This is a genomic window from Pseudomonas sp. ME-P-057, assembly GCF_030208975.1.
Classification (GTDB): Bacteria; Pseudomonadota; Gammaproteobacteria; order Pseudomonadales; family Pseudomonadaceae; genus Aquipseudomonas; species Aquipseudomonas lutea.
Window position 1 is genome coordinate 1 of record NZ_JARVSX010000011.1, and the last position, 22,240, is coordinate 22,240.

General features: G+C 62.5%; 22 protein-coding genes and 1 pseudogene. 19 read left to right on the forward strand and 4 right to left on the reverse strand.

Annotated features, from left to right (window positions below):
• Positions 1–247: 247 nt before the first annotated feature.
• Positions 248–1,156: a LysR family transcriptional regulator gene (locus tag QRN48_RS04330; RefSeq protein WP_285349088.1), complete on the reverse strand. Its 909-nt coding sequence runs from the start codon at positions 1,154–1,156 to the stop codon at positions 248–250.
• Between the two features lie 108 nt (positions 1,157–1,264).
• Here QRN48_RS04330 and gcl point away from each other — a divergent pair, with 108 nt between their 5' ends.
• The 3 genes from gcl to QRN48_RS04345 all read left to right on the forward strand — a co-directional run bounded on the left by gcl (position 1,265) and on the right by QRN48_RS04345 (position 4,965).
• Complete coding sequence (gene gcl / locus QRN48_RS04335; RefSeq protein ID WP_285349089.1) at positions 1,265–3,040, forward strand: glyoxylate carboligase; 1,776 nt, start codon at positions 1,265–1,267, stop codon at positions 3,038–3,040.
• A 39-nt stretch (positions 3,041–3,079) separates the two neighbouring features.
• A complete protein-coding gene (gene hyi / locus QRN48_RS04340; protein WP_191943937.1) occupies positions 3,080–3,862 on the forward strand; it encodes a hydroxypyruvate isomerase in 783 nt (260 codons plus the stop codon).
• Between the two features lie 200 nt (positions 3,863–4,062).
• Positions 4,063–4,965, forward strand: a complete 903-nt coding sequence (locus QRN48_RS04345; protein WP_285349092.1) for a 2-hydroxy-3-oxopropionate reductase — start codon at positions 4,063–4,065, stop codon at positions 4,963–4,965.
• Between the two features lie 250 nt (positions 4,966–5,215).
• On the opposite strand, the gene QRN48_RS04350 is transcribed toward QRN48_RS04345, so the two are convergent.
• On the reverse strand, positions 5,216–6,538 hold the full coding sequence (locus QRN48_RS04350; protein ID WP_191943935.1) for an OprD family porin: 1,323 nt from the start codon (positions 6,536–6,538) through the stop codon (positions 5,216–5,218).
• Between the two features lie 312 nt (positions 6,539–6,850).
• On the opposite strand from QRN48_RS04350, the gene QRN48_RS04355 reads away from it, so the two are divergent.
• The 9 genes and pseudogenes from QRN48_RS04355 (at position 6,851) to QRN48_RS04385 (ending at position 12,643) form a co-directional block, all read left to right on the forward strand.
• Positions 6,851–7,042, forward strand: coding sequence for a hypothetical protein (locus QRN48_RS04355; protein ID WP_285349095.1), 192 nt, complete (start codon positions 6,851–6,853; stop codon positions 7,040–7,042).
• 115 nt (positions 7,043–7,157) lie between these two features.
• A pseudogene (locus tag QRN48_RS25275) lies at positions 7,158–7,619 on the forward strand (MCP four helix bundle domain-containing protein); the annotation flags it as partial.
• 564 nt (positions 7,620–8,183) lie between these two features.
• A complete protein-coding gene (locus QRN48_RS25280; RefSeq protein ID WP_502944570.1) occupies positions 8,184–8,570 on the forward strand; it encodes a methyl-accepting chemotaxis protein in 387 nt (128 codons plus the stop codon).
• The gene (locus QRN48_RS25285) at positions 8,567–8,794 is read left to right on the forward strand and encodes a hypothetical protein (RefSeq protein WP_502944565.1); all 228 of its coding nucleotides are present in this window, start codon (positions 8,567–8,569) and stop codon (positions 8,792–8,794) included. The genes QRN48_RS25280 and QRN48_RS25285 overlap by 4 nt, the downstream gene beginning before the upstream one ends.
• A 256-nt stretch (positions 8,795–9,050) precedes the next feature.
• Complete coding sequence (gene copC, locus QRN48_RS04365) at positions 9,051–9,437, forward strand: copper homeostasis periplasmic binding protein CopC (protein ID WP_191943932.1); 387 nt, start codon at positions 9,051–9,053, stop codon at positions 9,435–9,437.
• A 4-nt stretch (positions 9,438–9,441) separates the two neighbouring features.
• Complete coding sequence (copD, locus tag QRN48_RS04370) at positions 9,442–10,305, forward strand: copper homeostasis membrane protein CopD (RefSeq protein ID WP_285349097.1); 864 nt, start codon at positions 9,442–9,444, stop codon at positions 10,303–10,305.
• A 203-nt stretch (positions 10,306–10,508) separates the two neighbouring features.
• Positions 10,509–11,714, forward strand: coding sequence for a bifunctional DNA-binding transcriptional regulator/O6-methylguanine-DNA methyltransferase Ada (ada, locus tag QRN48_RS04375; RefSeq protein WP_285349098.1), 1,206 nt, complete (start codon positions 10,509–10,511; stop codon positions 11,712–11,714).
• A 45-nt stretch (positions 11,715–11,759) separates the two neighbouring features.
• On the forward strand, positions 11,760–12,206 hold the full coding sequence (locus QRN48_RS04380) for an Xre family toxin-antitoxin system antitoxin (RefSeq protein ID WP_285349100.1): 447 nt from the start codon (positions 11,760–11,762) through the stop codon (positions 12,204–12,206).
• Entirely contained in the window at positions 12,206–12,643 is a 438-nt protein-coding gene (locus tag QRN48_RS04385; RefSeq protein WP_285349102.1) for an RES family NAD+ phosphorylase, read from the forward strand. The genes QRN48_RS04380 and QRN48_RS04385 overlap by 1 nt, the downstream gene beginning before the upstream one ends.
• Before the next feature lie 24 nt (positions 12,644–12,667).
• On the opposite strand, the gene acuI is transcribed toward QRN48_RS04385, so the two are convergent.
• Both acuI and acuR read right to left on the reverse strand, forming a co-directional pair.
• Positions 12,668–13,651, reverse strand: coding sequence for an acrylyl-CoA reductase (NADPH) (gene acuI, locus QRN48_RS04390; protein ID WP_285349104.1), 984 nt, complete (start codon positions 13,649–13,651; stop codon positions 12,668–12,670).
• Positions 13,652–13,700: 49 nt separating this feature from the next.
• Positions 13,701–14,339, reverse strand: a complete 639-nt coding sequence (gene acuR, locus QRN48_RS04395) for an acrylate utilization transcriptional regulator AcuR (protein ID WP_285349106.1) — start codon at positions 14,337–14,339, stop codon at positions 13,701–13,703.
• Between the two features lie 82 nt (positions 14,340–14,421).
• Here acuR and QRN48_RS04400 point away from each other — a divergent pair, with 82 nt between their 5' ends.
• The 7 genes from QRN48_RS04400 to QRN48_RS04430 all read left to right on the forward strand — a co-directional run bounded on the left by QRN48_RS04400 (position 14,422) and on the right by QRN48_RS04430 (position 22,215).
• Positions 14,422–15,498, forward strand: a complete 1,077-nt coding sequence (locus QRN48_RS04400; RefSeq protein WP_285349108.1) for an NAD(P)H-dependent flavin oxidoreductase — start codon at positions 14,422–14,424, stop codon at positions 15,496–15,498.
• Between the two features lie 203 nt (positions 15,499–15,701).
• On the forward strand, positions 15,702–16,400 hold the full coding sequence (gene modA, locus QRN48_RS04405; protein WP_285349409.1) for a molybdate ABC transporter substrate-binding protein: 699 nt from the start codon (positions 15,702–15,704) through the stop codon (positions 16,398–16,400).
• Positions 16,401–17,087: a molybdate ABC transporter permease subunit gene (gene modB / locus QRN48_RS04410; protein ID WP_285349110.1), complete on the forward strand. Its 687-nt coding sequence runs from the start codon at positions 16,401–16,403 to the stop codon at positions 17,085–17,087.
• Entirely contained in the window at positions 17,084–18,172 is a 1,089-nt protein-coding gene (gene modC / locus QRN48_RS04415) for a molybdenum ABC transporter ATP-binding protein (protein WP_285349111.1), read from the forward strand. Before modB ends, modC begins: the two co-directional genes overlap by 4 nt.
• A 96-nt stretch (positions 18,173–18,268) precedes the next feature.
• Entirely contained in the window at positions 18,269–19,339 is a 1,071-nt protein-coding gene (locus tag QRN48_RS04420; protein WP_037009870.1) for a DNA topoisomerase IB, read from the forward strand.
• Positions 19,336–19,509, forward strand: a complete 174-nt coding sequence (locus QRN48_RS04425; protein WP_285349115.1) for a hypothetical protein — start codon at positions 19,336–19,338, stop codon at positions 19,507–19,509. Before QRN48_RS04420 ends, QRN48_RS04425 begins: the two co-directional genes overlap by 4 nt.
• A 36-nt stretch (positions 19,510–19,545) precedes the next feature.
• A complete protein-coding gene (locus QRN48_RS04430; RefSeq protein WP_285349116.1) occupies positions 19,546–22,215 on the forward strand; it encodes an excinuclease ABC subunit UvrA in 2,670 nt (889 codons plus the stop codon).
• Positions 22,216–22,240: the final 25 nt, after the last annotated feature.

Consider the following 22,240-nt stretch of genomic DNA (forward strand, 5'->3'; position numbering starts at 1 on the left):
GCGCCAATGCTAACGGCCGTTAAAAAACTCGGCGAATTATGAACTAAATCAGTAGGTTATATTTTGTTTGATGGGAGCGCGCTTGCCCGCGAAAAATCGAACACCCGCCAAAGATGTGGTGACTGAACCGGCCATTCGCCAGCAAGCCGGCTCCTACAGAGGTCCGGGGTGTCGCAGCAAATGCAATCCCCTTGTGGGACCGGCTTTAGCCGGGAAGCTTTTCCAGCGAGTGCCGCTGAGGCCTCCCTCACGCCTGCCGCCAGTACCCCGGCCGGTTGTACACCTCTTTCAAAAACGCGATGAAGAACCGCACCTTTGCCGGCAGGTAATGCTGTTGCGGGTATACCCCCTGGATGTCGTAGCTGGGCAAGGCAAACTCGTCTAGCACAGTGAGCAGTTCGCCGCTTTGCACTTCATTCTGAATTTCCCAGGTCGAGCGCCAGCTCAAGCCCAGCCCGCGCCTGGCCCAGTCAAACAGCAACTCGCTGTCGTTACAGTAGAGATTGCCCGTCACCTTGATGGCCACCGGTTTGCCGTCGCGCTGAAACGTCCAGCCCCGGTGCTGTCCGCCCTGCAGGTTGAAGGACAGGCAATTGTGCTGCGCGAGGTCTTCAAGGGTCTGCGGGAAACCGTGCCTGGCGAAATACGCCGGTGACCCACACACCACGCGTTTATTGGCGTATAGCCTGATGGCCACATAATTGGGGTCGAGCACCTCGCCGATGCGGATGCTCATGTCGTAGCCCTCACGCACCAGGTCCACCACGTTGTCGGTGAGGTTGAAGGACAGCTGCAGGTCCGGGAACCGCGCCTGAAATTCCGGGGCATGGGGCGCGACATGCCGGCGTCCGAAACCGGCCGGTGCCGACACCACCAAGTGCCCGCGAACGCTGCTCTCGTTCTCGCTGATGCTGGCGTCCAGCTCTTCAAACGTCTGCAGCACCCGCCTGGCGTTCTCAAGGTACGACTCGCCAGCGTCCGTGAGGGTCAGGCCGCGCGTGGAGCGATGGATCAGCTTGACCCCCAGCCGATCCTCCAGCGCGCTCAGCCGCCGCCCCATGATCACTGGCGTGACACCCTCCACCAGCGCGGCGCCGGCAAAGCTGCCGCGCGTAGCGACAAGAACATAACTGCGCAACTCGGTGTAACGGTCCATTCGATACTCCAGATACCGATAGAACGGATTAAAACAGCCATTCACAACCAGGCGGTTTCAAATCACGCTGTTCACATACAAAAACTATCGAGTTCAGGAGAATACCCAATGCCCGTCATGAGAGCTATTGAGGCCGCCGTTCTGGTCATGCGCCGTGAAGGCGTCAGCGCCGCGTTCGGTATTCCCGGCGCCGCCATCAACCCGCTGTACGCCGCACTCAAGAAACTCGGCGGCATCGATCATGTCCTGGCGCGTCATGTCGAAGGCGCCTCGCACATGGCCGAGGGCTACACCCGCGCAGTGGCCGGCAACATTGGCGTGTGCATCGGCACGTCAGGGCCCGCGGGCACCGACATGATCACCGGTCTGTATTCGGCGTCGGCCGATTCGATCCCGATCCTGTGCATCACCGGCCAGGCGCCGCGTGCGCGCCTGCACAAAGAAGACTTCCAGGCGGTGGACATTGCCAGCATCGCCGCACCCGTCGCCAAGTGGGCGACCACGGTGATGGAACCCGGTCAGGTGCCGTACGTGTTTCAGAAGGCCTTTCAATTGATGCGCAGTGGCCGCCCCGGTCCGGTGCTGATCGACTTGCCGTTCGACGTGCAAATGGCCGAGATCGAATTCGACATCGACGCCTACGAACCTTTGCCGGTGATCAAACCCCAGGCCAGCCGCAGGCAGATCGAAAAAGCCCTGGCGATGCTCAACGCCTCCGAGCGTCCATTGATCGTCGCGGGCGGCGGGATCATCAACGCCGACGCGTCGGCCGCGCTGGTGGAGTTCGCCGAACTCACCGGCATCCCGGTTATTCCGACACTGATGGGTTGGGGCGCCATCCCTGACGACCACCCGCAAATGGCCGGCATGGTCGGCCTGCAAACGTCCCACCGTTACGGCAATGCCACATTGCTGGAGGCCGATCTGGTCCTCGGCATCGGCAACCGCTGGGCCAACCGGCATACCGGCACGGTTTCGGTGTACAGCGAGGGGCGCACGTTCATCCACGTTGACATCGAACCGACACAGATCGGCCGGGTTCTGACCCCGGACCTGGGGATTGTCTCTGACGCAGGCGCGGCGCTGGCGATGTTCATCGACGTGGCGCGTGAATGGCACACGGCAGGCAAGTTGAAAGACCGCAGCGCGTGGCTCGCCAGTTGTCAGGAGCGCAAGCGCACGCTGCAGCGCAAAACCCATTATGGGGACATCCCGGTCAAGCCCCAGCGCGTGTATGAGGAGATGAACCGCTACTTCGGCAAGGACACCTGTTATGTGAGCACCATCGGCCTGTCGCAGATTGCCGGCGCGCAGCTGCTGCACGTGTACAAGCCGCGCCACTGGATCAACTGCGGCCAGGCCGGCCCACTGGGCTGGACCATTCCGGCAGCACTGGGCGTGGTGAAGGCCGACCCGAGCCGCCGCGTCGTCGCCCTGTCGGGTGACTATGACTTCCAGTTCATGATCGAAGAACTCGCAGTGGGCGCCCAGTTCAAGCTGCCGTACCTCCACGTGGTGGTGAACAACGCCTACCTCGGCCTCATTCGCCAGGCTCAGCGCAATTTCGACATGGATTACTGCGTGCAACTGGCCTTCGACAACGTCAATGCCCCGCAGCTGGCGGGCTACGGCGTTGATCACGTTGCGGTTGCCGAAGGACTGGGCTGCAAGGCGATACGCGTTTTCGATCCAGCCCACTTGCAGGCCGCCTTCGCCGAGGCCTCGGGATTGATGCAGCAATACCGCGTGCCGGTGGTGGTGGAGGTGATTCTGGAGCGTGTCACCAACATCGCGATGGGCACCGAAATCAACGCGATCAACGAGTTCGAAGCGCTGGCCGAAACGCGATCCGACGCCCCTACCGCCGTCAGCCTGCTGGACTGATCGCGCTCCCCTTTGCCGCTTACAAACAAGGAGTACGCCATGCCGCGTTTATGCGCCAACCTGTCGATGTTGTTCACTGAGGTGGCTTTTCTGCAGCGCTTTGAAGCCGCCGCCAACGCTGGTTTCAGCGGAGTGGAATACCTGTTTCCCTACGATTTCAGCTCGGCTCAGATCAAAGCCGAACTGGAGCGCAACCGTCTGACCCAAGTGCTGTTCAACCTGCCGGCCGGCGATTGGGCCAACGGCGAGCGCGGGATCGCCTGTCATCCTGATCGGGTTGAGGAATTCTACGCAGGGGTCGATCTGGCCATCGCCTACGCCAAGGTCCTGGGCAACACCCAGATCAATTGCCTCGCCGGGATCAAGCCTCCAGGGGTGGATGAAGGACTGATTGAAAAAACCTTCGTCGACAATCTCAAATACGCCGCCGACCGGCTCCAGGCCCAAGGGATCGGACTGGTCATGGAAATGATCAACACCCTCGACATTCCGGGCTTCTACCTGAACACCACGGCCCAGGCGCTGGCGATTCGCGACAAGGTCGGCAGCCAGAATCTGTCGCTGCAATACGACCTCTACCACATGCAAATCATGGAAGGCGACCTGGCCCGCACCCTGGAAAAACACCTGCCGGTGATCCGGCACGTGCAGTTGGCAGACAACCCTGGTCGACATGAACCGGGGACGGGCGAGATCAACTACGGCTTTTTGTTCAGGCACCTGGATCGGTTGGGCTATCGCGGCTGGATCGGCTGTGAATACAAACCCCTGACCACCACCGAGGCGGGACTGGGCTGGTTGAAGGCACACAATCTGGTGTGACCTGCGCCCTGTCGGCGCGCGCTTGCCGGCAATTGCATGTGTCATGCGAACTCCGGCGTCAGGCGCCAATTGCCCTCGCGGGTAAGCGCGCGCCTACACGAGCCTCACTGCGCAGCCTCACTGCGCAACTGATTCGCGAACACGTCCGAGCGATTAATCCGGGCTATCCAATCCGACCTGTCTCACAAGAGGAACACCTCATGGCCACCATCGGCTTTATCGGCACCGGCATCATGGGCCTGCCCATGGCGCAAAACCTGCAGAACGCAGGTCATCAACTCATTCTTTCCCGGCATTTCAGTTCGCCGCCTGCGCCTTTGGTGGACGGCGGCGCCATGCTGTTGGCCAATCCGCGGGAAGTGGCGCAAGAGGCGGAGTTCATCATCGTCATGCTGCCCGACACACCGCAGGTCAATGACGTGCTGTTCGGCGAAAACGGGCTGAGCGAAGGCTGCAGCGCAGGCAAGTTGGTGATCGACATGAGCTCGATCTCACCATCGGCAACCAAAGGCTTCGCCGAGAAGATCAACGCGACCGGCGCGCGCTACCTTGACGCTCCGGTGTCCGGGGGTGAGGTGGGCGCAAGGGCCGCAACGCTGAGCATCATGGTCGGTGGCGAGCAGGCCGCGTTTGACCGCGCCCTGCCCCTTTTCCAGGCCATGGGTAAAAACATCACCCTGGTCGGGGGCAACGGTGACGGGCAGACCGCCAAAGTGGCCAACCAGATCATCGTCGCGCTGAACATTCAGGCGGTCGCCGAGGCCCTGCTGTTTGCCTCGAAGAATGGCGCTGATCCGGCCAAAGTGCGCGAGGCGCTGATGGGCGGATTCGCCTCGTCGAAAATTCTGGAAGTGCATGGCGAACGGATGATCAACGGGACGTTCAATCCGGGCTTCAGGATTGCCCTGCATCAGAAGGACTTGAACCTGGCGCTTGAGGGCGCACGCGAACTGGGGCTGAACCTGCCCAACACCGCCAACGCGCAGCAAGTGTTCAGCACCTGCGCGGCGCTGGGCGGGAGTGGCTGGGATCACTCGGGGTTGATCAAGGGCCTGGAGCACATGGCCAACCATTCGATTCGCGGTGATCACACGCCAAACTGACTGCGCTCACAGAGGTGTTGCACGTTCCGGCCCCTTCCCGGCTGAAGCCGGTCCTACAATGTTCATGCCGCTGACCGCACGCGTAGCTTTGCTTTGCTTTGCTTTGCTTTGCTGTCAGTGGGACCGGCTTCAGCCGGGAGGGGGCATGCCCTCCTGCCGCATCCCGGAGTGCAGACGATAAAAAGCCAGGCACCTCTCGGACTACCTGGCTTTTTGTCAGAGCGAAACGGTTACATCAAACTGCGAATCCTCAAAAGATATTGATCGGGTAATCGGCGATCAGGCGAAACTCTTTGACGTCGCCGTCGGGCTGATCACCATTAGCGGTGTGCCACGCCTGACGCATGCGCAACGACAAGTCCTTGGCCGGGCCGGATTGCACCACGTACTTGGCCTCCAGGTTAGTCTCATGGTGATCACCGTCATCGCCATAACCGGTGTAAGTGCTGTTGGACGGGATATGCGAACCGTCAATGTCGTCACCGTGGATATACCGCACCATGAAACTCAGGCCGGGCGCACCGTAAGTCGCCATGTTCAAGTCATACCGGGCCTGCCAGGACTTTTCACCCGGACCGTTGAAGTCGGAGTATTGAACAGAGTTGGCCAGCAATATCGAATCGCCCGTATCGCCTGCGCCGTTATTGCCAAACGCCACGTAGTCGAAGGGGGTGTCGCCGTGAACTTTTTGATAGGCCAGCGTCAGCGTGTGGGCGGTGAGAAACGAATACGCGGCAGCCAGCGACCACGTCGTGTTGCTGATATCCCCCGCCTTGGCGGCGCCAGTGTCATTGGTGCGGTAAATATTGAAATCGAAATTCACTGACTGCTGGTCGGACAGCGGTAAGGTGTAATTGGCATTACCGTAGTACTGACGCCAGACATCTTTAAGGTCCGAGCCGTAGAGACTGACCGTGAAGTTATCGTTGATCGCGTATTTGCCGCCAGCGTAATCAATGCTGCTCGCTTCAACGTTGGCGTACGCCGCCCAGATACCATGATCGTTGTTGGTGGTCACCGGGCCGTTGCTGCCGGTGAAGTGGCCGCCGTCCAGTTCCAGGTTGGCGATGTCGCTGCTGCGCAAGTTGAAGCCGGTGGCCGTTTGTGGAAACAACCGGGAGCCCCCGGCCGCGAACACAGGCGCCTCTGGCTGGAGGTTGCCGTAACGCAGTTCGGTCTTGGAGATACGCATTTTCAGCGCGCCGCCTGCCGTGCCGTATTCATCCTGCGGATCGCCATGGCTGTCCACTGGCAGGTTGCCAGTGCCGGTGGTACCGCCACCGCCATCAAGCTTCAGGCCCCAGTAACCGTAAGCGTCGACACCGAAACCTACCGTGCCCTGGGTAAAGCCGGAACTGAAGTTGCCGAGGACGCCCTGGGTCCAGTCCTTGCTGTCGTCCTTGCCATTCTTGTTGTCGCGGTTGAAGTAATAGTTCTTCAGGTGAACGGTCAGGCTGCTGTCGTCGACAAAGCCTTTGGCCTCTGATTGATCACTGACAACCCCTGCCGTTGCCCATTGACTCACACCGAGCGAGACGGCCAGCGTCATCAGATTCCATTTTACGAACGTCATTGTTATCCCCTGTCTTATTAAGGCCCAGCACATCCGCACTTCGATGCGGCGTTCAGTTTCGAGTTCATATGAAAGTTCAACGCCGGGCCGGGCGGTTGGCAGATGGTGACCGCAAAAAATCCAAAGCACGACACACTGTCTTTATAGGTATTGCACGCCCTGGCACTCACCGCAGTACCGGGTTAGAGCGCTCGCGGTCCTGCGGCAGTCTTTTAGCACCGTAAGACGCGGCGATAGCCACACCGCTCTTGATAGTCACTATCGATCTTCGTAATAGTCCAAAGCTTTCAGCCGGTGTTACCGTCGTCGGCGATGAAGAACACGACTCAATTGCTTGATGACTCCGCAGCGTCAGGCGACTGGATCATGCTCCGCTTCATCATTCCTTTGGTAAGACTTTTAGCCACCCACGTCAGTGCGGTGGCTTTTTTTATGCCTGCGCAAGGCAACTACCGTGAATCGCGCGACACAGCTGAATGCAGAAAATTCCCGCTCGATGCCTGAATGGTCTCTATGGGCACGATAGATAAATAACGAGGCAAATGAGAGTGAACTTAGATATAAGGTGCGCCTCATAGTAGCACTCTAATATCACGCAATGTATTTCTCAGGTGCCTCCATGTTCAAAGATCTCACGATAGCCAAGCGTCTTGGCCTGGGCTTCGGGCTCGTCCTCGCACTGATGATCCTGCTGACGCTGGTAGGCGTGAACCGGGTCAGGGTGATTGAATCGACGCTCACAGACGTCAGCGAAGACGCCACCATCAAGCAGCGTTACGCGATCAATTTCCGCGGCAGCGTTCACGACCGCGCCATTGCGCTGCGGGATGCCGTGCTGGTGCGCAACGATGCAGGCCTGGCCACGCACTTGCGCGATATCGAGCGCCTCGACGGGCTTTATCAGGCATCCGCGGCGCCCATGGACCGGATCTTCCAGAGCAAGGGCGCTTCACCTCGTGAACAAGAATTGCTGGCGAACGTGAAGTCGGCCGAGCGCACTGCACTGGCAAGCACCGAAAAACTGCTCAAACTGCGCCAGCAGGGCGATATTGACCAGGCCCAGACGGTGTTAATGGAGCAGGTGTCCGGCGCTTACAAAGACTGGCTCGCCCGCATCAATGCGTTGATTGATCTGGAAGAGTCGACCATTGGTGGGCATATCACTTCGGTACGGGCCACTGCGTCGCAATTCGCCTCGCTGATGCTACTGGCCACCGGCGTTGCCGTGGTGTTGGGCATCATTGCCTCGCTGCTGATCATCCGCAGCCTCAAGTCGACCCTGGGTGCCGAACCCCACCAGATTGCGTCCTCCATCCGCCGCCTGGCAGCCGGCCAGCTGACCGACAGGATCGAAACGGCCTACCCCGACAGCGTCATGGGCGCGCTCAAAGCGACCAATCTGCACTTGTCGGCCACCATCACCGAGGTACGTTCGGCAGCGACAGCGTTGACTCATTCTTCCGCGCAGTTGCTGTCCAGTTCCGACAGCAACAGCGAGCAGATGCGCCTGCAGGCCAGCGAAACCCAACAGATGGCCACCGCGATCAATCAGATGGCCAGCACGGTCAAGGAAGTCGCGGGCTATGCCAGCCAGGCAGCCAACGCTACACAGACGGCCGACGAAGAAGTCGAGAACGGCAAGCGCATGGTCGAAGGCACGGCGCAGGCCATGGACCTGTTGGCGCGCAAGCTGGAAAGCGCTGCCGATTCCGTAGGACAGGTCTCCAGCGACAGCCGGGCGATTGAAAATGTCGTGGCGGTGATCAACTCGATCGCTGAACGCACCAATCTGCTGGCGCTCAACGCGGCCATTGAAGCGGCACGCGCCGGTGAAGCAGGCCGCGGTTTTGCCGTGGTAGCCGATGAGGTGCGCTCGCTGGCCAACCGTACCCAGGAATCGACCCAGGAGATTCGCGAGATGGTCGGCCAACTGCAAAGCGGCGCCGTGAAAACCGCCGATTTGATGCGCGAAAGCCGCGAGATGGCCCAGCGTACCGTCGAGCAGACCACGACGCGCAGACTGCTCTGGTGAAGATCCGCCACGAAGTCGGTGCACTCAACGACATGAACGCGCAGATCGCCAGCGCCGCCGCGCAGCAACGGGCAGTGGCCGACGACGTCAGCGTTAACATCAATCGTATCCACGATTCAGCGCTCGAAACCGCAGTCGGCTCCAACCAGGTAGCACGCTCAAGCCGTGAGCTGTCGACCCTGGCCGACGTACTCACCGAGCGGGTCAGCTTCTTCAAGGTCTGACACAAGAGGCCCGACTCAAGCCTTTCACCCCCACGCCTGCGCCGCCCTGTGGCGCAGCCTGCGATCATCCCATATCAACGCCTCTACGCCCCGATCCGCCCCGTTCCGCAACGCACGCCCTCGCCGCATTCGGCACATTCGCTGGAGTCCATCAGCACTTTCTGCTCTAGTAGCGATCCATTATCGCGAGTCGGCTGCGGCCGACTCCGTCATCCATCCGCTGCAAATCGCTGCCGCCAAACCAAAGGTCCCGCTGATGTCTGCCCAACGTTTCAAGCACGCCCTCTCCTGCCTGTCCCTGCTGGCCTGTCTGACTTCCACCGCCGCCTTCGCCCACGCCCACCTTGAGAGCCAGCAACCCGCTGCGGACAGCGAAGTCACCGCGCCTAAGGAGTTGCGCCTGACCTTCTCCGAAGGCGTCGAGGACAAGTTCACCAAGGTCGTCATCAGCCTGGACGCGGCCGACGCGCCGACAGAAATCATTCAGACGCGCAGCGTGGAAACCGACCCCGCTGACAAAAAAATCCTGATCGTGACCCCCGCCGTACCGATGGTGCCGGGCAAGTACAAAGTGGAATGGCATGCCGTGTCGGTGGACACTCACAAGAGCGAGGGCACGTACCGTTTTCAGGTGACGCCATAACGCCATGCACGAAGGATTGATCCTGTGCCGCTTCATCCACTTCGGCGCAGTCCTGTTGCTGTTTGGCATGGCGCTGTTCCGCAGCCGGCTATTTGGGCCCTGGCTGCGGGCGTTTGACGCCGGGCCGGCCGGCCTCCAATTGCAGCGCAGGACCGGAGTTCTCGCTGGCATTGCCCTGGCCAGCGCGCTCGCATGGCTGATGCTGACCGCCGCCTACCTCAGTGGAGAGTGGGCCAGTGCGGTCGATCCGCAAACCCTTGGGCTGGTGCTCGGCAATACCTGGTTCGGGCACGTCTGGGTCGTGCATCTGATGCTTAATGCGCTGCTGGTCATTTTCTGCCACCGCTCGACGCCCGGCGCTGTCCTGACGCTCAATGCCTTGTTGCTGATGACCCTGGCACCGGTTGGCCACGGGGCGATGTTCGACGGGATCAAGGGCCAACTGCTGATCGTCAACCAGATGCTGCACCTGCTCGGCGTCGGTACCTGGCTGGGCGGGCTGGCCATGCTCGCCGTGCTCCTCAAATCCGCCAAGAGCGTTGATCTCGCGGCGGTGTTACGCCGCTTCAGCGGTATTGGCTATGGGTTGGTGGCCGTGATTATCGCCACGGGGTTGATCAACGTGCGCGCACTCACTGGCGGGCTATGGCCCGTACCGGCATTCGACGGATTTGGTCTGGTGCTGACAGTGAAGGCGACGCTGGTGCTGGGCATGTTGGTGCTGGCGGCACTCAACCGGCGACTGGCGCACATGGCCGAGCTGCCGGTGGCACGCTTGAAGCTGAGCATCTTCGCCGAAAGCCTGCTGGGTGCGGGCGCCTTGGCCGCGGTATCGCTGCTGGGCACCTTGCCACCGATGCTGGCCTGAATTTGAGCGCAAGACTCGGAGTGTGAGGTTGGGGTGAGGCGGCTAGTGTTCAGTGACGTGAGCCGTCCGTGGAAGATTCCCGCAAGGCGCCTCACGTGACGTTCAGATGCGTCCGACACCTGCCCACACGGGCCTTGACCAGCAGCCTTGACCAGCAGCCTTGACCAGCAGCCTTGACCAGCAGCCATGACATGAGTCCTGACATGAACCGCGACATAAGCCGCCCCTCCACCGACACGACACCCCGAAGCGCAGTCCACGATGCGCGCTGGAACGCTGTGGTCACCCGCGACGCCAGCGCCGACACCTCATTTGTTTACGCTGTGCGCACCACCGGCGTTTATTGCCGGCCGGGCAGCGCGTCGCGTTTGCCGCGTGCAGAAAATGTGGTGTTTTTCGATGATGCAGCCCAGGCCGAAGCCGCCGGGTATCGCCCAAGCAAACGGACCACGCCCGACCGCCGCGAGCTCGCTGCCGCGCATGCCGCCGCAGTCGCCGCCGCATGCCGGCTGATCGCCGAGGCTGAGCCGTTACCGTCCCTGACGGAGTTGGCGGCTGAGGCCGGGATGAGCCCGTGGCATTTCCATCGCGTCTTCAAATCGGTTGCCGGGGTAACCCCCAAGGCCTACGCCAATGCTCACCGTGCCGGCAAAGTGCGCAGCAAACTGGCAGACAGCGGGCGCATCACCGACGCGCTGTACGACGCCGGGTTTAATTCCAACAGCCGCTTTTACGAAGCCAGCAGCGGCTTGCTGGGCATGACCCCGACGAATTACCGCAAAGGCGGCGCGAACCTCAAAATTCACTTTGCCGTAGGCCAGTGCTTTCTCGGCGCGATTCTGGTGGCGCAGAGCCCTCGCGGGGTGTGCGCCATCCTGCTGGGTGAGGACCCGGATCGACTGGTGCAGAGCCTGCAGGATCAATTCCACTGCGCCACGCTGATCGGCGGCGATGCAAATTTCGAGCGACTCATGGCCCAGGTGGTGGGATTTGTCGAGGCGCCGAAGCTGGGCCTGAACCTGCCGCTGGATTTGCAGGGCACCGCGTTTCAGCAGCGGGTCTGGCAAGCGCTCAGGCAGATTCCACCGGGGAGCACTGCCAGCTACGCCGAGATTGCCCAGCGCATTGGTGCACCGACCGCCAGCCGTGCGGTGGCCCTGGCCTGCGCAGCAAACAGCCTCGCCGTGGCGATTCCCTGCCACCGGGTGGTGCGCAGTGATGGCGCCTTGTCCGGTTACCGCTGGGGCGTCGAGCGTAAACGCGCCCTGCTCACCCGCGAGCGTGACAGCGTCGTTCATAGCCCTGCCGATTTGACGTGCGCCTCAAACGGGCTACCGGCCGAGGCCGGCCCCACGCAACCAGATTGCCCTGCAAACGCCGGTAACAGCTCGGTGCTTGAGAAACCCTGACAGCGGCGTAAGGTCCTTGCACCTGATCTCACAAGGAGCATGGACGTGCCTTCGACCCTTCACGCGATAACCGACACCGCCCCTTCATTCTGGCTGATCGCCGATCAACTCAACGCGCGCAACGAAACCGAACGGCTGGACTACATCCGCTCGGGCTTCCCTCCCGGCTGGGTCAAAGTGCTGCGCAACGCTTTTCGGCTGAGCAACAGCCAGCTCGAAACGCTGCTGGCCACCTCGGTCTCGACCCTGGAGCGCCGCCAGCGCCAGCAACGCCCGCTTGACGTGGTCGGCTCCGAACGCCTTGATCGGGTCGCGGCCCTCGCCACCCATGCCGCCGAACTCTTTGAAGACCAGAACACCGCACGTCGCTGGATGATCGTGCCCAACCGCGCCCTCAACGGGCTCACGCCCCTCGCCTTGTGCGAGACCGAGATCGGCGCGCGTCAGGCTCGCCGGGTGCTGAGCGCATTGCAGCACGGCGCGGTGGTCTGATGCAGGCCTGGAGAATCTGCAAAGGGCGCGAAGCCCATGACCTGTCCGGAAATGGCGCCGCGAGGTTCGGTGGGCGCTGGAATCACGCCGATCAGCCCGCCGTGTATCTGGCGTTAAGCGCGGCGGGATGCGCGTTGGACACGCTGACTCAATCCACCGGGCTGCCACAGCGGGGCTTTCAGCTCGTGCACGTGCAATTGCCGGACGACCCCGCGTTGTACTGGCAGCCCGCGCTGAGCCACCTCCCGCCCGGCTGGGACCTCATCCCTGCGGACAGGGCGAGCATGGATTTTGGTGGGGCATGGTTGGGGCGGCGTGAGCAACTCGGGCTGATTGTGCCGTCAGCGGCGATCACCCACACACGCAACCTGTTGCTCAATCCGGCCCATCCCGCCATGGCGCATGTCAAAGTGCTTGCTGTGCATCCCTTTACCTAAGGCTGAACCGCCACTTGCACCGGCTTAACGCTGGGTATCAACCACAATGCGCCCGCGCACTTGTCCATCCATGAGCGCGTGCGCGGTGTCGATCACTTCGCTCAAACCGATCTCGCGGCTGATCAACGGCAGCAGTGACACGTCCAGGTCCCGAGCCAGACGCGCCCAGGCGTCAATCCGGTCCTGACGGGGACGCATCACGCTGTCGATTCCGGCCAGGGTCACCCCGCGCAGGATAAACGGTGCCACCGACGCCGGAAATTCCATCCCTTGGGCCAGACCACAGGCAGCCACGGTGCCCCAGTAGCGGGTGCTGGCGCAGATGTTGGCGAGAGTGTGGCTGCCAACCGAATCGATCGCCCCGGCCCAGCGTTCTTTGGCCAATGGACGGCCAGGTTCGGCCAGGGTGGCACGGTCGATGATTTCGGAGGCGCCGAGGGACGTGAGGTAGGCGCTCTCGCTCACGCGGCCGGTTGAGGCCACAACCCGATAGCCAAGCCTGGCCAATAAGGCGATGGCAAAACTGCCGACGCCGCCATTGGCGCCGGTCACCAGCACTTCGCCCTTATCCGGCGTCAGCCCGTTTTTCTCCAGCGCCATGATCGCCAGCATCGCGGTGTAACCTGCCGTGCCAATCGCCATGGCCTGAGCCGCCGAGAATGCGGCGGGTAGCGGGATCAGCCACTTGCCCTGCAGGCGTGCCCGTTGGGCCAGTCCGCCCCAATGGGCCTCACCGACGCCCCAACCGTTGAGCACGACCTGATCGCCCGGCTTGAAGTCGGGGTCGCTGCTGTGCTCCACCGTCCCGGCCAAGTCCACCCCCGGCACCATGGGAAACTGGCGCACAATCGGGCCCTTGCCGGTGATCGCCAGGCCGTCCTTGTAATTGAGCGTGCTATGACTGACGCGCACGGTGACGTCACCCTGGGGCAGCTGAGTGTCATCGATGTCGCTCAGTTCGGTGCAATAGCCGTTGTCGTCTTTGTGGATCAGGATGCCTTTGAACATGCCACTTGCTCCTATTTAGACCGCTCGTCTATGTCCAGGCCTTAAAGCATCAGCGCGGCAAGCCGCGCAGAAACCCGATGATGAAAGTGTCCAGTGGTTGTGCGTTCTGCACCAGGCGTGCGCGCAGCACGGCGCCCTCCCAGCCAATCCAGAAATACGCCGCCAACTCTGCACAGTCAGTGCGGGCGGGCAGTTCACGCACGGTCACCGCCGCCTCAAAGCAGACGCTCAGCCGCGCCTGCCAGTCGAGGAATACGTTTTCCAGTGCTTCGCGAAATCCGCTGGGCAAGACACTGACTTCCTGCCCCATGTTGCCCACCAGACAACCGCGTCTGAACGCATGGCGGGCGATATTGACCTTGGATTCCTGGACGAATCCTGCCAGGCGCTCCAGTGGCGACAGCGACTCATCCAGCAGCCAGCGGTCAAGGCGCCGTGCGAAGTAATGGGCGTAGCTGTCCAGCACCGCGAGGCCAAACGCCTCCTTGCTGGCGAAGTAGTGATAAAAGGAGCCCTTCGGCACGCCGACGCGTTTGAGGATGGCGTCAATGCCGGTAGCCATGAAGCCCTGTTCGGTCAGCACCTCGACCCCGCAGCGGATAAGCGCCTCGCGGGTATCGAAGTCATCAGGGCGTGGCACTTTGGGAGGTCGCCCGGGGCGCCTGGGTTTTGCAATGATCTCGTTCATGGGGTTGCATATTAGACCGAGCGTCTATTAAATCAACCGCAACGTTGCATTCGCTGCCCTCTTTGCTTTGGAGACCCTGCCGATGATCGCCTGGCCCGACACCCGCCTGCTCAAGCTGCTAGACATCGAACTGCCGATTCTGCAAGCGCCGATGGCCGGGGCATCAGGCTCGGCAATGGCCATCGCTGTCGGCAAGGCCGGCGGGCTTCCCTCGCTGCCTTGCGCCATGCTCACCCGCGCGCAGATTCGTGAGGAGATGGCGCGCATCCGCGCAGGCACCCATGCGCCGCTTAACCTGAACTTCTTCTGCCACCAGACGCCCGCCGCCGATCCGCAGGCCGATGCCCGCTGGAAGGATCTGCTCAAGCCCTACTACGACGAATTGGGCGCAGATTTCGAGGCGCCCACGCCGGCGTCCAGTCGCGCACCGTTTGATGAGTCTGCCTGCGCACTGGTGGAGGAGTTGCGCCCGGAAGTGGTCAGCTTTCACTTCGGTCTGCCCGACCCTGCTTTGGTGGCGCGAGTAAAGGCCGCGGGCGCCAGGGTGCTTTCCTCCGCCACCACGGTCGAAGAAGCCAGGTGGCTGGAAGCACGCGGGTGCGACGCCATCATCGCCATGGGTTACGAGGCCGGTGGGCACCGCGGGATGTTCCTCAGTGAGGCGCTGCACACTCAGGTCGGCACCCTCGCGCTGGTGCCACAGATCGTCGACGCGGTGTCGGTGCCGGTGATTGCCGCCGGTGGCATCGCCGACAGCCGCGGGATTGCCGCCGCGTTCATGTTGGGCGCCTGTGCTGTGCAAGTGGGTACCGCTTACCTGTTCACCCCGGAAGCGAAAACCTCGTCCCTGCACCAGGCGGCGCTGAGCCGCGCCCAAGACAGCCAGACTGCGGTTACCAACCTGTTCACCGGGCGCCCGGCACGGGGCATCGTTAATCGGATCATGCGCGAGATCGGTCCGATGGCGGACGCCGCGCCAGCGTTTCCGAATGCGGGTGGTGCGCTGGTGCCGCTACGCAGCAAGGCCGAAGCCCGGGGTGACGACGGCTTCATGAATCTGTGGGCAGGCCAGGCTGTCGGCATCAAACATTCGCTGTCAGCGGAAGACCTCACGCGCCAGCTCGCCATTGGCGCGCTTGAGCGCCTCGCCGGTCGCTGACCGGCGGTTGATTGGCCTCTGCGGGAAGATCCGGCTTTCACGCCGGGGCTAGTCGCTATATATTTCGCTGCATAGCGCCTGATGGATGTCCGGTTGCTCCCCCTTGTCCCCCATTTGCAGCCCCGGAGTTGTTCATGCGCACCGTGCCCCATCGCCTCTCTCTCACTTCGCTGGTCTTCGCCGTTGCGGCCCTTTCGTCGGGCATGGCCTCTGCCGACGTAGTCCAGGTCGCCGTGGCGGCCAACTTCACGGCGCCGATTCAAGCCATCGCCAAGGACTTCGAAAAGGACACCGGGCACACACTGGTGGCCTCGTTCGGCGCGACCGGCCAGTTCTATACCCAGATCAAAAATGGTGCGCCGTTCGAGGTCTTCCTGTCCGCCGACGACACCACGCCAGCGAAGCTGGACAGCGAAAACGAGACCGTCAAAGGCTCGCGCTTTACCTACGCCGTCGGCACCCTGGCCCTGTGGTCGCCCAAAGAGGGTTACGTTGACAACCAGGGCCAGGTGCTCAAACAAGGCAAGTACGCGCATCTGTCCATTGCCAACCCAAAGGCTGCGCCGTATGGGCTGGCCGCCACGCAAACGCTGGAGAAGCTGGGTCTGACCGCCGCCACCAAAGACAGGATCGTCGAGGGACAAAGCATCGCTCAGGCCTACCAGTTCGTGCAGACCGGCAATGCCGAGCTGGGGTTTGTCGCGCTTTCTCAAGTGTTCAAGGACGGCAAGCTCAGCGGCGGCTCGGCGTGGATCGTACCCGCAGATTTGCATGAGCCGATCAAGCAAGACGCAGTGATTTTGTACAAAGGCAAGGACAATGCCGCTGCCAAGGCCTTGATGGACTATCTCAAAGGGCCTAAAGCCACTGCGATCATCAAATCCTTCGGGTACCAGCGGTAAATGCTGCCGGGCAGTGCCGACTTCGCGGCCATCTGGCTGACGCTCAAACTGGCGTCCCTGACGACAGTGATTCTGCTGATCGTCGGCACACCCATCGCGCTGTGGCTGGCGCGCACGCGTTCATGGCTCAAGGGCCCGATCGGCGCCGTGGTGGCATTGCCGCTGGTGTTGCCGCCCACGGTGATCGGCTTTTACCTGCTGCTATTGCTCGGACCCAACGGCGCGGTCGGGCAACTGACCCAGCGGCTGGGGCTCGGCACGCTGACCTTCAGCTTTACCGGACTGGTGATTGGCTCGGTGCTGTATTCCTTGCCGTTCGTGGTGCAGCCCTTGCAGAACGCCTTCGCTGCAATCGGCCCCCGCCCGCTTGAGGTTGCCGCGACGTTGCGCGCAGGGCCCTGGGACAGCTTTTTCTCGGTGATCCTGCCCCTGGCGCGCCCCGGATTCATCACCGGCGCCATCCTGGGCTTTGCCCACACCGTCGGCGAGTTCGGCGTGGTGCTGATGATCGGCGGCAACATCCCGGACAAGACCCGCGTGGTGTCCACGCAAATCTACAACCACGTCGAATCCATGGAGTACGCTCAGGCCCACTGGCTCGCCGGCGCCATGCTGGTGTTTTCCTTCCTGGTGCTGCTGGCGTTGTACTCCAGCGGCAAGGCCAAATCGCCCTGGAGCAGCGCGTGAGTTCAAACCTTGAAGTGCGCCTGAACCTGGCATTTGCCGGGTTCACGTTGAATGTGGACCTGACCTTGCCCGGGCGCGGCGTGACCGCACTTTATGGCCCGTCCGGCTCCGGCAAGACCACGTGCCTGCGCTGCATCGCCGGGCTGCAAAATGCTCCCGGCGGCTACGTCAGGGTGAATGGCGAAGTCTGGCAGGACGCCGCCAACGCGGTGTTCGTGCCTGCACACAAGCGCGCCCTGGGCTACGTTTTTCAGGAAGCCAGTCTGTTTGCGCACCTGAACGTCGAGGGCAATCTGCGGTTCGGTTTCAAGCGCATTGCCGAGCGCGAACGCCGTATAACGCTGGAGCAGGCGACCGCGCTGCTGGGGATCGATCACCTGCTGCAGCGCTCGCCCGACACGCTTTCAGGTGGCGAGCGCCAGCGGGTCGGTATCGCTCGCGCACTCTTGACCAGCCCGCGTTTGCTGTTGATGGACGAGCCGCTGGCCGCACTCGATGCGCAACGCAAAAGCGAAATCCTGCCCTACCTCGAACGCCTGCACGACGAGCTGGATATCCCGATCATTTACGTCAGCCACGCTCAGGATGAAGTGGCCCGGCTGGCCGACCATCTGGTCCTGCTCAGCGAAGGCAAGGCGCTGGCCAGCGGGCCCATCGACGAAACCCTGGCCCGGCTGGATTTGCCGCTGGCCATGGGCGATGACGCGGGCGTGGTGATCGCCGGCAGCGTGCTGGCTTACGACGCCGCCTACCAGCTGATCACCGTCGGCTTGCCTGGCAGCGAACTGAGTATCCGCGTTGCGCACTCGGCACTGCTGCCCGGCAAGCCGCTGCGTCTGAAAGTGCAGGCGCGAGACGTGAGCCTCAGCCTGCAACCCGACGCGCAGAGCAGCATTCTCAATCGCCTGCCGGTGACCGTCGTCGAGGAGATTGCGGCGGACAACACGGCCCATGTGCTGGTGCGCCTCGACGCGGACGGCACAGCGCTGCTGGCACGCATCACCCGTTATTCGCGGGACCAGTTGCAGCTGCAGCCCGGCCAGCGGCTCTGGGCGCAAATCAAATCGGTGGCATTGCTCGCCTGACCGGGCGGCCTTCGCAAAGCCTCTTTTGCAATTATTCGGCACGACTGCGCAGCGCAACGGTCAATGCAACAAGACCCGCGTTCAGGACTGCCTTTCATGCCGGACACCATCCACAGCGAAGATTTGCCCAAAGATTTGCACTACGTCGATGACAGCCAGCCGGGCTTCAGCCGCAAGATCCTGCGCGGCAAATTTGCCTATTTCGACACCGACGGCCAGCGTATCCGCGACGAGGACGAGATCAAGCGCATCAATGCGCTGGTGATCCCGCCGGCCTACACCGACGTGTGGATCTGCGCTGACCGCCAGGGCCACTTGCAAGCCACCGGCCGCGATGCACGTGGGCGCAAGCAGTATCGCTACCATCCGCGCTGGCGCGAGATCCGCGACGAGAACAAATACTCGCGGATGATTGCCTTCGGCAAGGCGCTGCCCAAAGTGCGCAAGCAGCTGGAAACCCAGTTAGCCAAGCCCGGCATGGGCCGCGAGAAAGTCATGGCGGCGGTGTTGTCGCTGCTCGATCAGACGCTGATCCGTATCGGCAACAGTCAGTATGCGCGGGACAATCGCTCGTACGGCCTGACCACGCTGCGCAACAAACACGTGGACGTCAAAGGCAGCAAGATTTACTTCGAGTTTCGCGGCAAAAGCGGGGTCGAGCACCGGCTCAGCGTCACCGACCGGCGCCTGGCGAACATCATCAAGCGCTGCATGGAATTGCCCGGTCAAAACCTGTTCCAGTACCTGGACGACGACGGCCAGCGGCATTCCGTTTCCTCCCACGACATCAATCAGTATCTGCACAAGCTGACCGGTGCCGATTTCACCGCCAAGGACTATCGCACCTGGGCCGGCAGTGCGATGGCCCTGGCGACCCTGCGCAAGCTGCACTGGGAGCCGGAAGCCGACGCGAAGAAGCACGTCGTGTCCATGGTCAAGGAGGTGGCGCGCCTGCTGGGCAATACCCCGGCGGTGTGCCGCAAGTGCTACATCCACCCGGCAGTGCTCGAAGCCTTTGCGGTCGGCGAGCTCGCCAAATTGCCGCGCATCCGGCAGCGCAAAGGCCTGCGCATGGAGGAAGTCGCGCTGGCCGGTTTCCTTCAGGGCCTGCAGGCTGCAGAAGTCATTCGTGAAGCATCAGAAGAACTGGCAGGAGAAACATCATGAAACCCGATAACGCCCACATCCCTGGCGAAAAGCTCAATGACCCGGACGCGCGTCCCGCCGACGTTGCCGACGACCGCGAGCGCACCGACGACGTCCGCGAAGACGAACCGCTCACCGGCGGTGAACACGACGACGCCGGCCACACGCCCAAAGCGCCCCTCGCTGAGTAAACCGCTCTCGCTTTCCCGGATTCAAAGGCCTCACCCATGACCACTGCTCCACGCACGCCTGACGACGCTCGCCTATCCTCTTTCACTGTTGACCCCGACCTTCCCGGATTCGTCCGGGTCCGCGGTGCCCGGGAGCATAATCTCAAGGATGTTGACGTCGACATCCCCCGCGACGCGCTGGTGGTCTTCACCGGCGTCTCGGGCTCGGGCAAATCCTCACTGGCGTTTTCCACGCTGTATGCGGAAGCCCAGCGGCGCTATTTCGAATCCGTCGCGCCGTATGCCAGACGCCTGATCGATCAGGTCGGCGTACCGGACGTCGACTCCATCGAAGGCTTGCCACCCGCCGTCGCGCTGCAACAGCAACGCGGTACACCGAGCACGCGCTCTTCGGTGGGCAGTGTCACCACCCTTTCCAGCCTGATTCGCATGCTCTATTCGCGCGCCGGCAGCTACCCGCCGGGGCAGCCGATGCTCTACGCTGAGGACTTCTCCCCCAACCTGCCCCAGGGCGCTTGCCCGGAATGCCACGGGCTGGGCCGGGTCTACGAGGTGCCTGAAGAGTTGATGGTCCCGGACGACTCGCTGACCATCCGCCAACGCGCGATCGCCGCCTGGCCGCTTGCCTGGGGCGGCCAGAACCAGCGCGACATTCTGGTGACGCTGGGTTACGACGTCGATACCCCGTGGCGGGACCTGCCGAAGAAGGACCGGGACTGGATTCTGTTCACTGACGAACAGCCCACGGCGCCGGTCTATGCCGGGTTGACTCCGGCAGAAACCCGTATGGCGATCAAACGCAAGGTTGAGCCCAGCTATCAGGGCACGTTCACGGGCGCTCGTCGGTATGTGCAGCACACCTTTGCGACCACCCAGAGCGCACTGATGAAGAAGCGCGTTGCACGGTTCATGCGTGGCAGTCCCTGCCCGCTGTGCGAGGGCAAGCGACTGAAACGCGAGGCCTTGTCCGTCACGTTCGCCGGTCTCGACATTGGTGAGCTGTCGCAGATGTCCCTGCTGCGGCTGGCGGAGGTCCTGCGCCCCGCCGCTGCGGGGCAATTCGATGATGCGTCCGACAACGCAGTTCTCGACCCCAAGCTGAGGGCCAGTGCGCGCAAGAAAAGGATCGACGCCGGTGGCTCGGGCCATGACGCGGCGCCGGACGTGCGCGCAACCCCGAACCTCTCCGTCGAGAAGCGCCTCGCGGCCCAGCGCATCGCCCAGGATCTGCTGGCGCGGGTCAGCACCCTGACCGAGCTGGGCCTGGGCTACCTGGCCCTTGATCGCAGCACGCCGTCGCTGTCGTCGGGCGAACTGCAGCGCCTGCGTCTGGCGACGCAACTGGGCTCGCAACTGTTCGGCGTCATTTACGTGCTGGACGAGCCATCGGCAGGCCTGCACCCCGCCGACAGCGAGGCCCTGTTCACGGCATTGCAGCAGCTCAAGGCGTCCGGCAATTCGCTGTTTTTGGTCGAGCATGATCTGGAAACCATGCGCCGTGCTGACTGGCTGATCGACGTCGGGCCGGCTGCCGGTGAGCATGGCGGCCACGTGCTGTACAGCGGCCCACCTGAAGGCCTGGCCAAGGTCGAAGCGTCACAAACGGGCAAGCATCTGTTTGCCTCGCACACCGAGCTTCGGGCCGAAAGAAGGCCTGCCACCGACTGGTTGCGCCTGGAACGCATCACCCGCAACAATCTCACCGAGCTGAGCGCGGAATTTCCGTTGGGCTGTTTTACATCGGTCACGGGTATTTCCGGCTCGGGCAAATCCAGCCTGGTCAGCCAGGCGCTTCTGGAGCTGGTGGGTGCCGCGCTCGGCCGGCCTGCGGTCGAGGCCGATCAGGAAGAGTCCAGCCTCGAAGATGATGCGCCTCAGCCCACCGGCGGGCACATTGCTGGCGGGCTGGCCTCTATCAAGCGGCTGGTGCAGGTCGATCAAAAACCCATTGGCCGCACGCCGCGCTCCAATCTGGCGACCTACACCGGGCTGTTCGACAACGTCCGCAAACTGTTTGCCGCCACCCCGGAGGCGCAGAAGGCTGGCTACGATGCCGGGCAATTCTCGTTCAACGTCGCCAAGGGCCGGTGCCCGGTGTGCGAAGGCGAAGGGTTCGTCAGCGTTGAATTGCTCTTCATGCCCAGCGTCTACGCGCCCTGCCCGACCTGTCATGGCGCGCGCTACAACCCGGACACACTCGCCATCCGCTGGAACGCGCTGAGCATCGCCGACGTGCTGCAACTCACCGTCGAGCAAGCCGTAGATGTGTTCGCCGAGCAGCCGGGCGTGCTGCGTTCGCTGACCGTGCTGCGCGACATCGGCCTGGGCTACCTGCGGCTCGGCCAGCCAGCCACTGAGTTGTCCGGCGGCGAAGCCCAGCGCATCAAGCTGGCAACCGAGCTGCAGCGTAACCAACGCGGCGCCACACTTTACGTCCTCGACGAGCCCACCACAGGTCTACACCCCACCGACGTGGATCGCCTGCTGACGCAGCTGAACGCGCTGGTTGACGGTGGGCACAGCGTCATCGTGGTGGAGCACGAAATGCGCGTTGTGGCGCAAAGTGACTGGGTCATCGACATCGGCCCAGGCGCCGGGGACAAGGGCGGCAACGTCGTGGCCTGTGGCACGCCTGAAGAAGTCGCCCGGGTGGCGGACAGCCGGACGGCACCGTTTCTGAGCAAGGTGCTGGGGGGTGAGGCTTGAGCCCCGGCGTAATTCATTGCCCGAG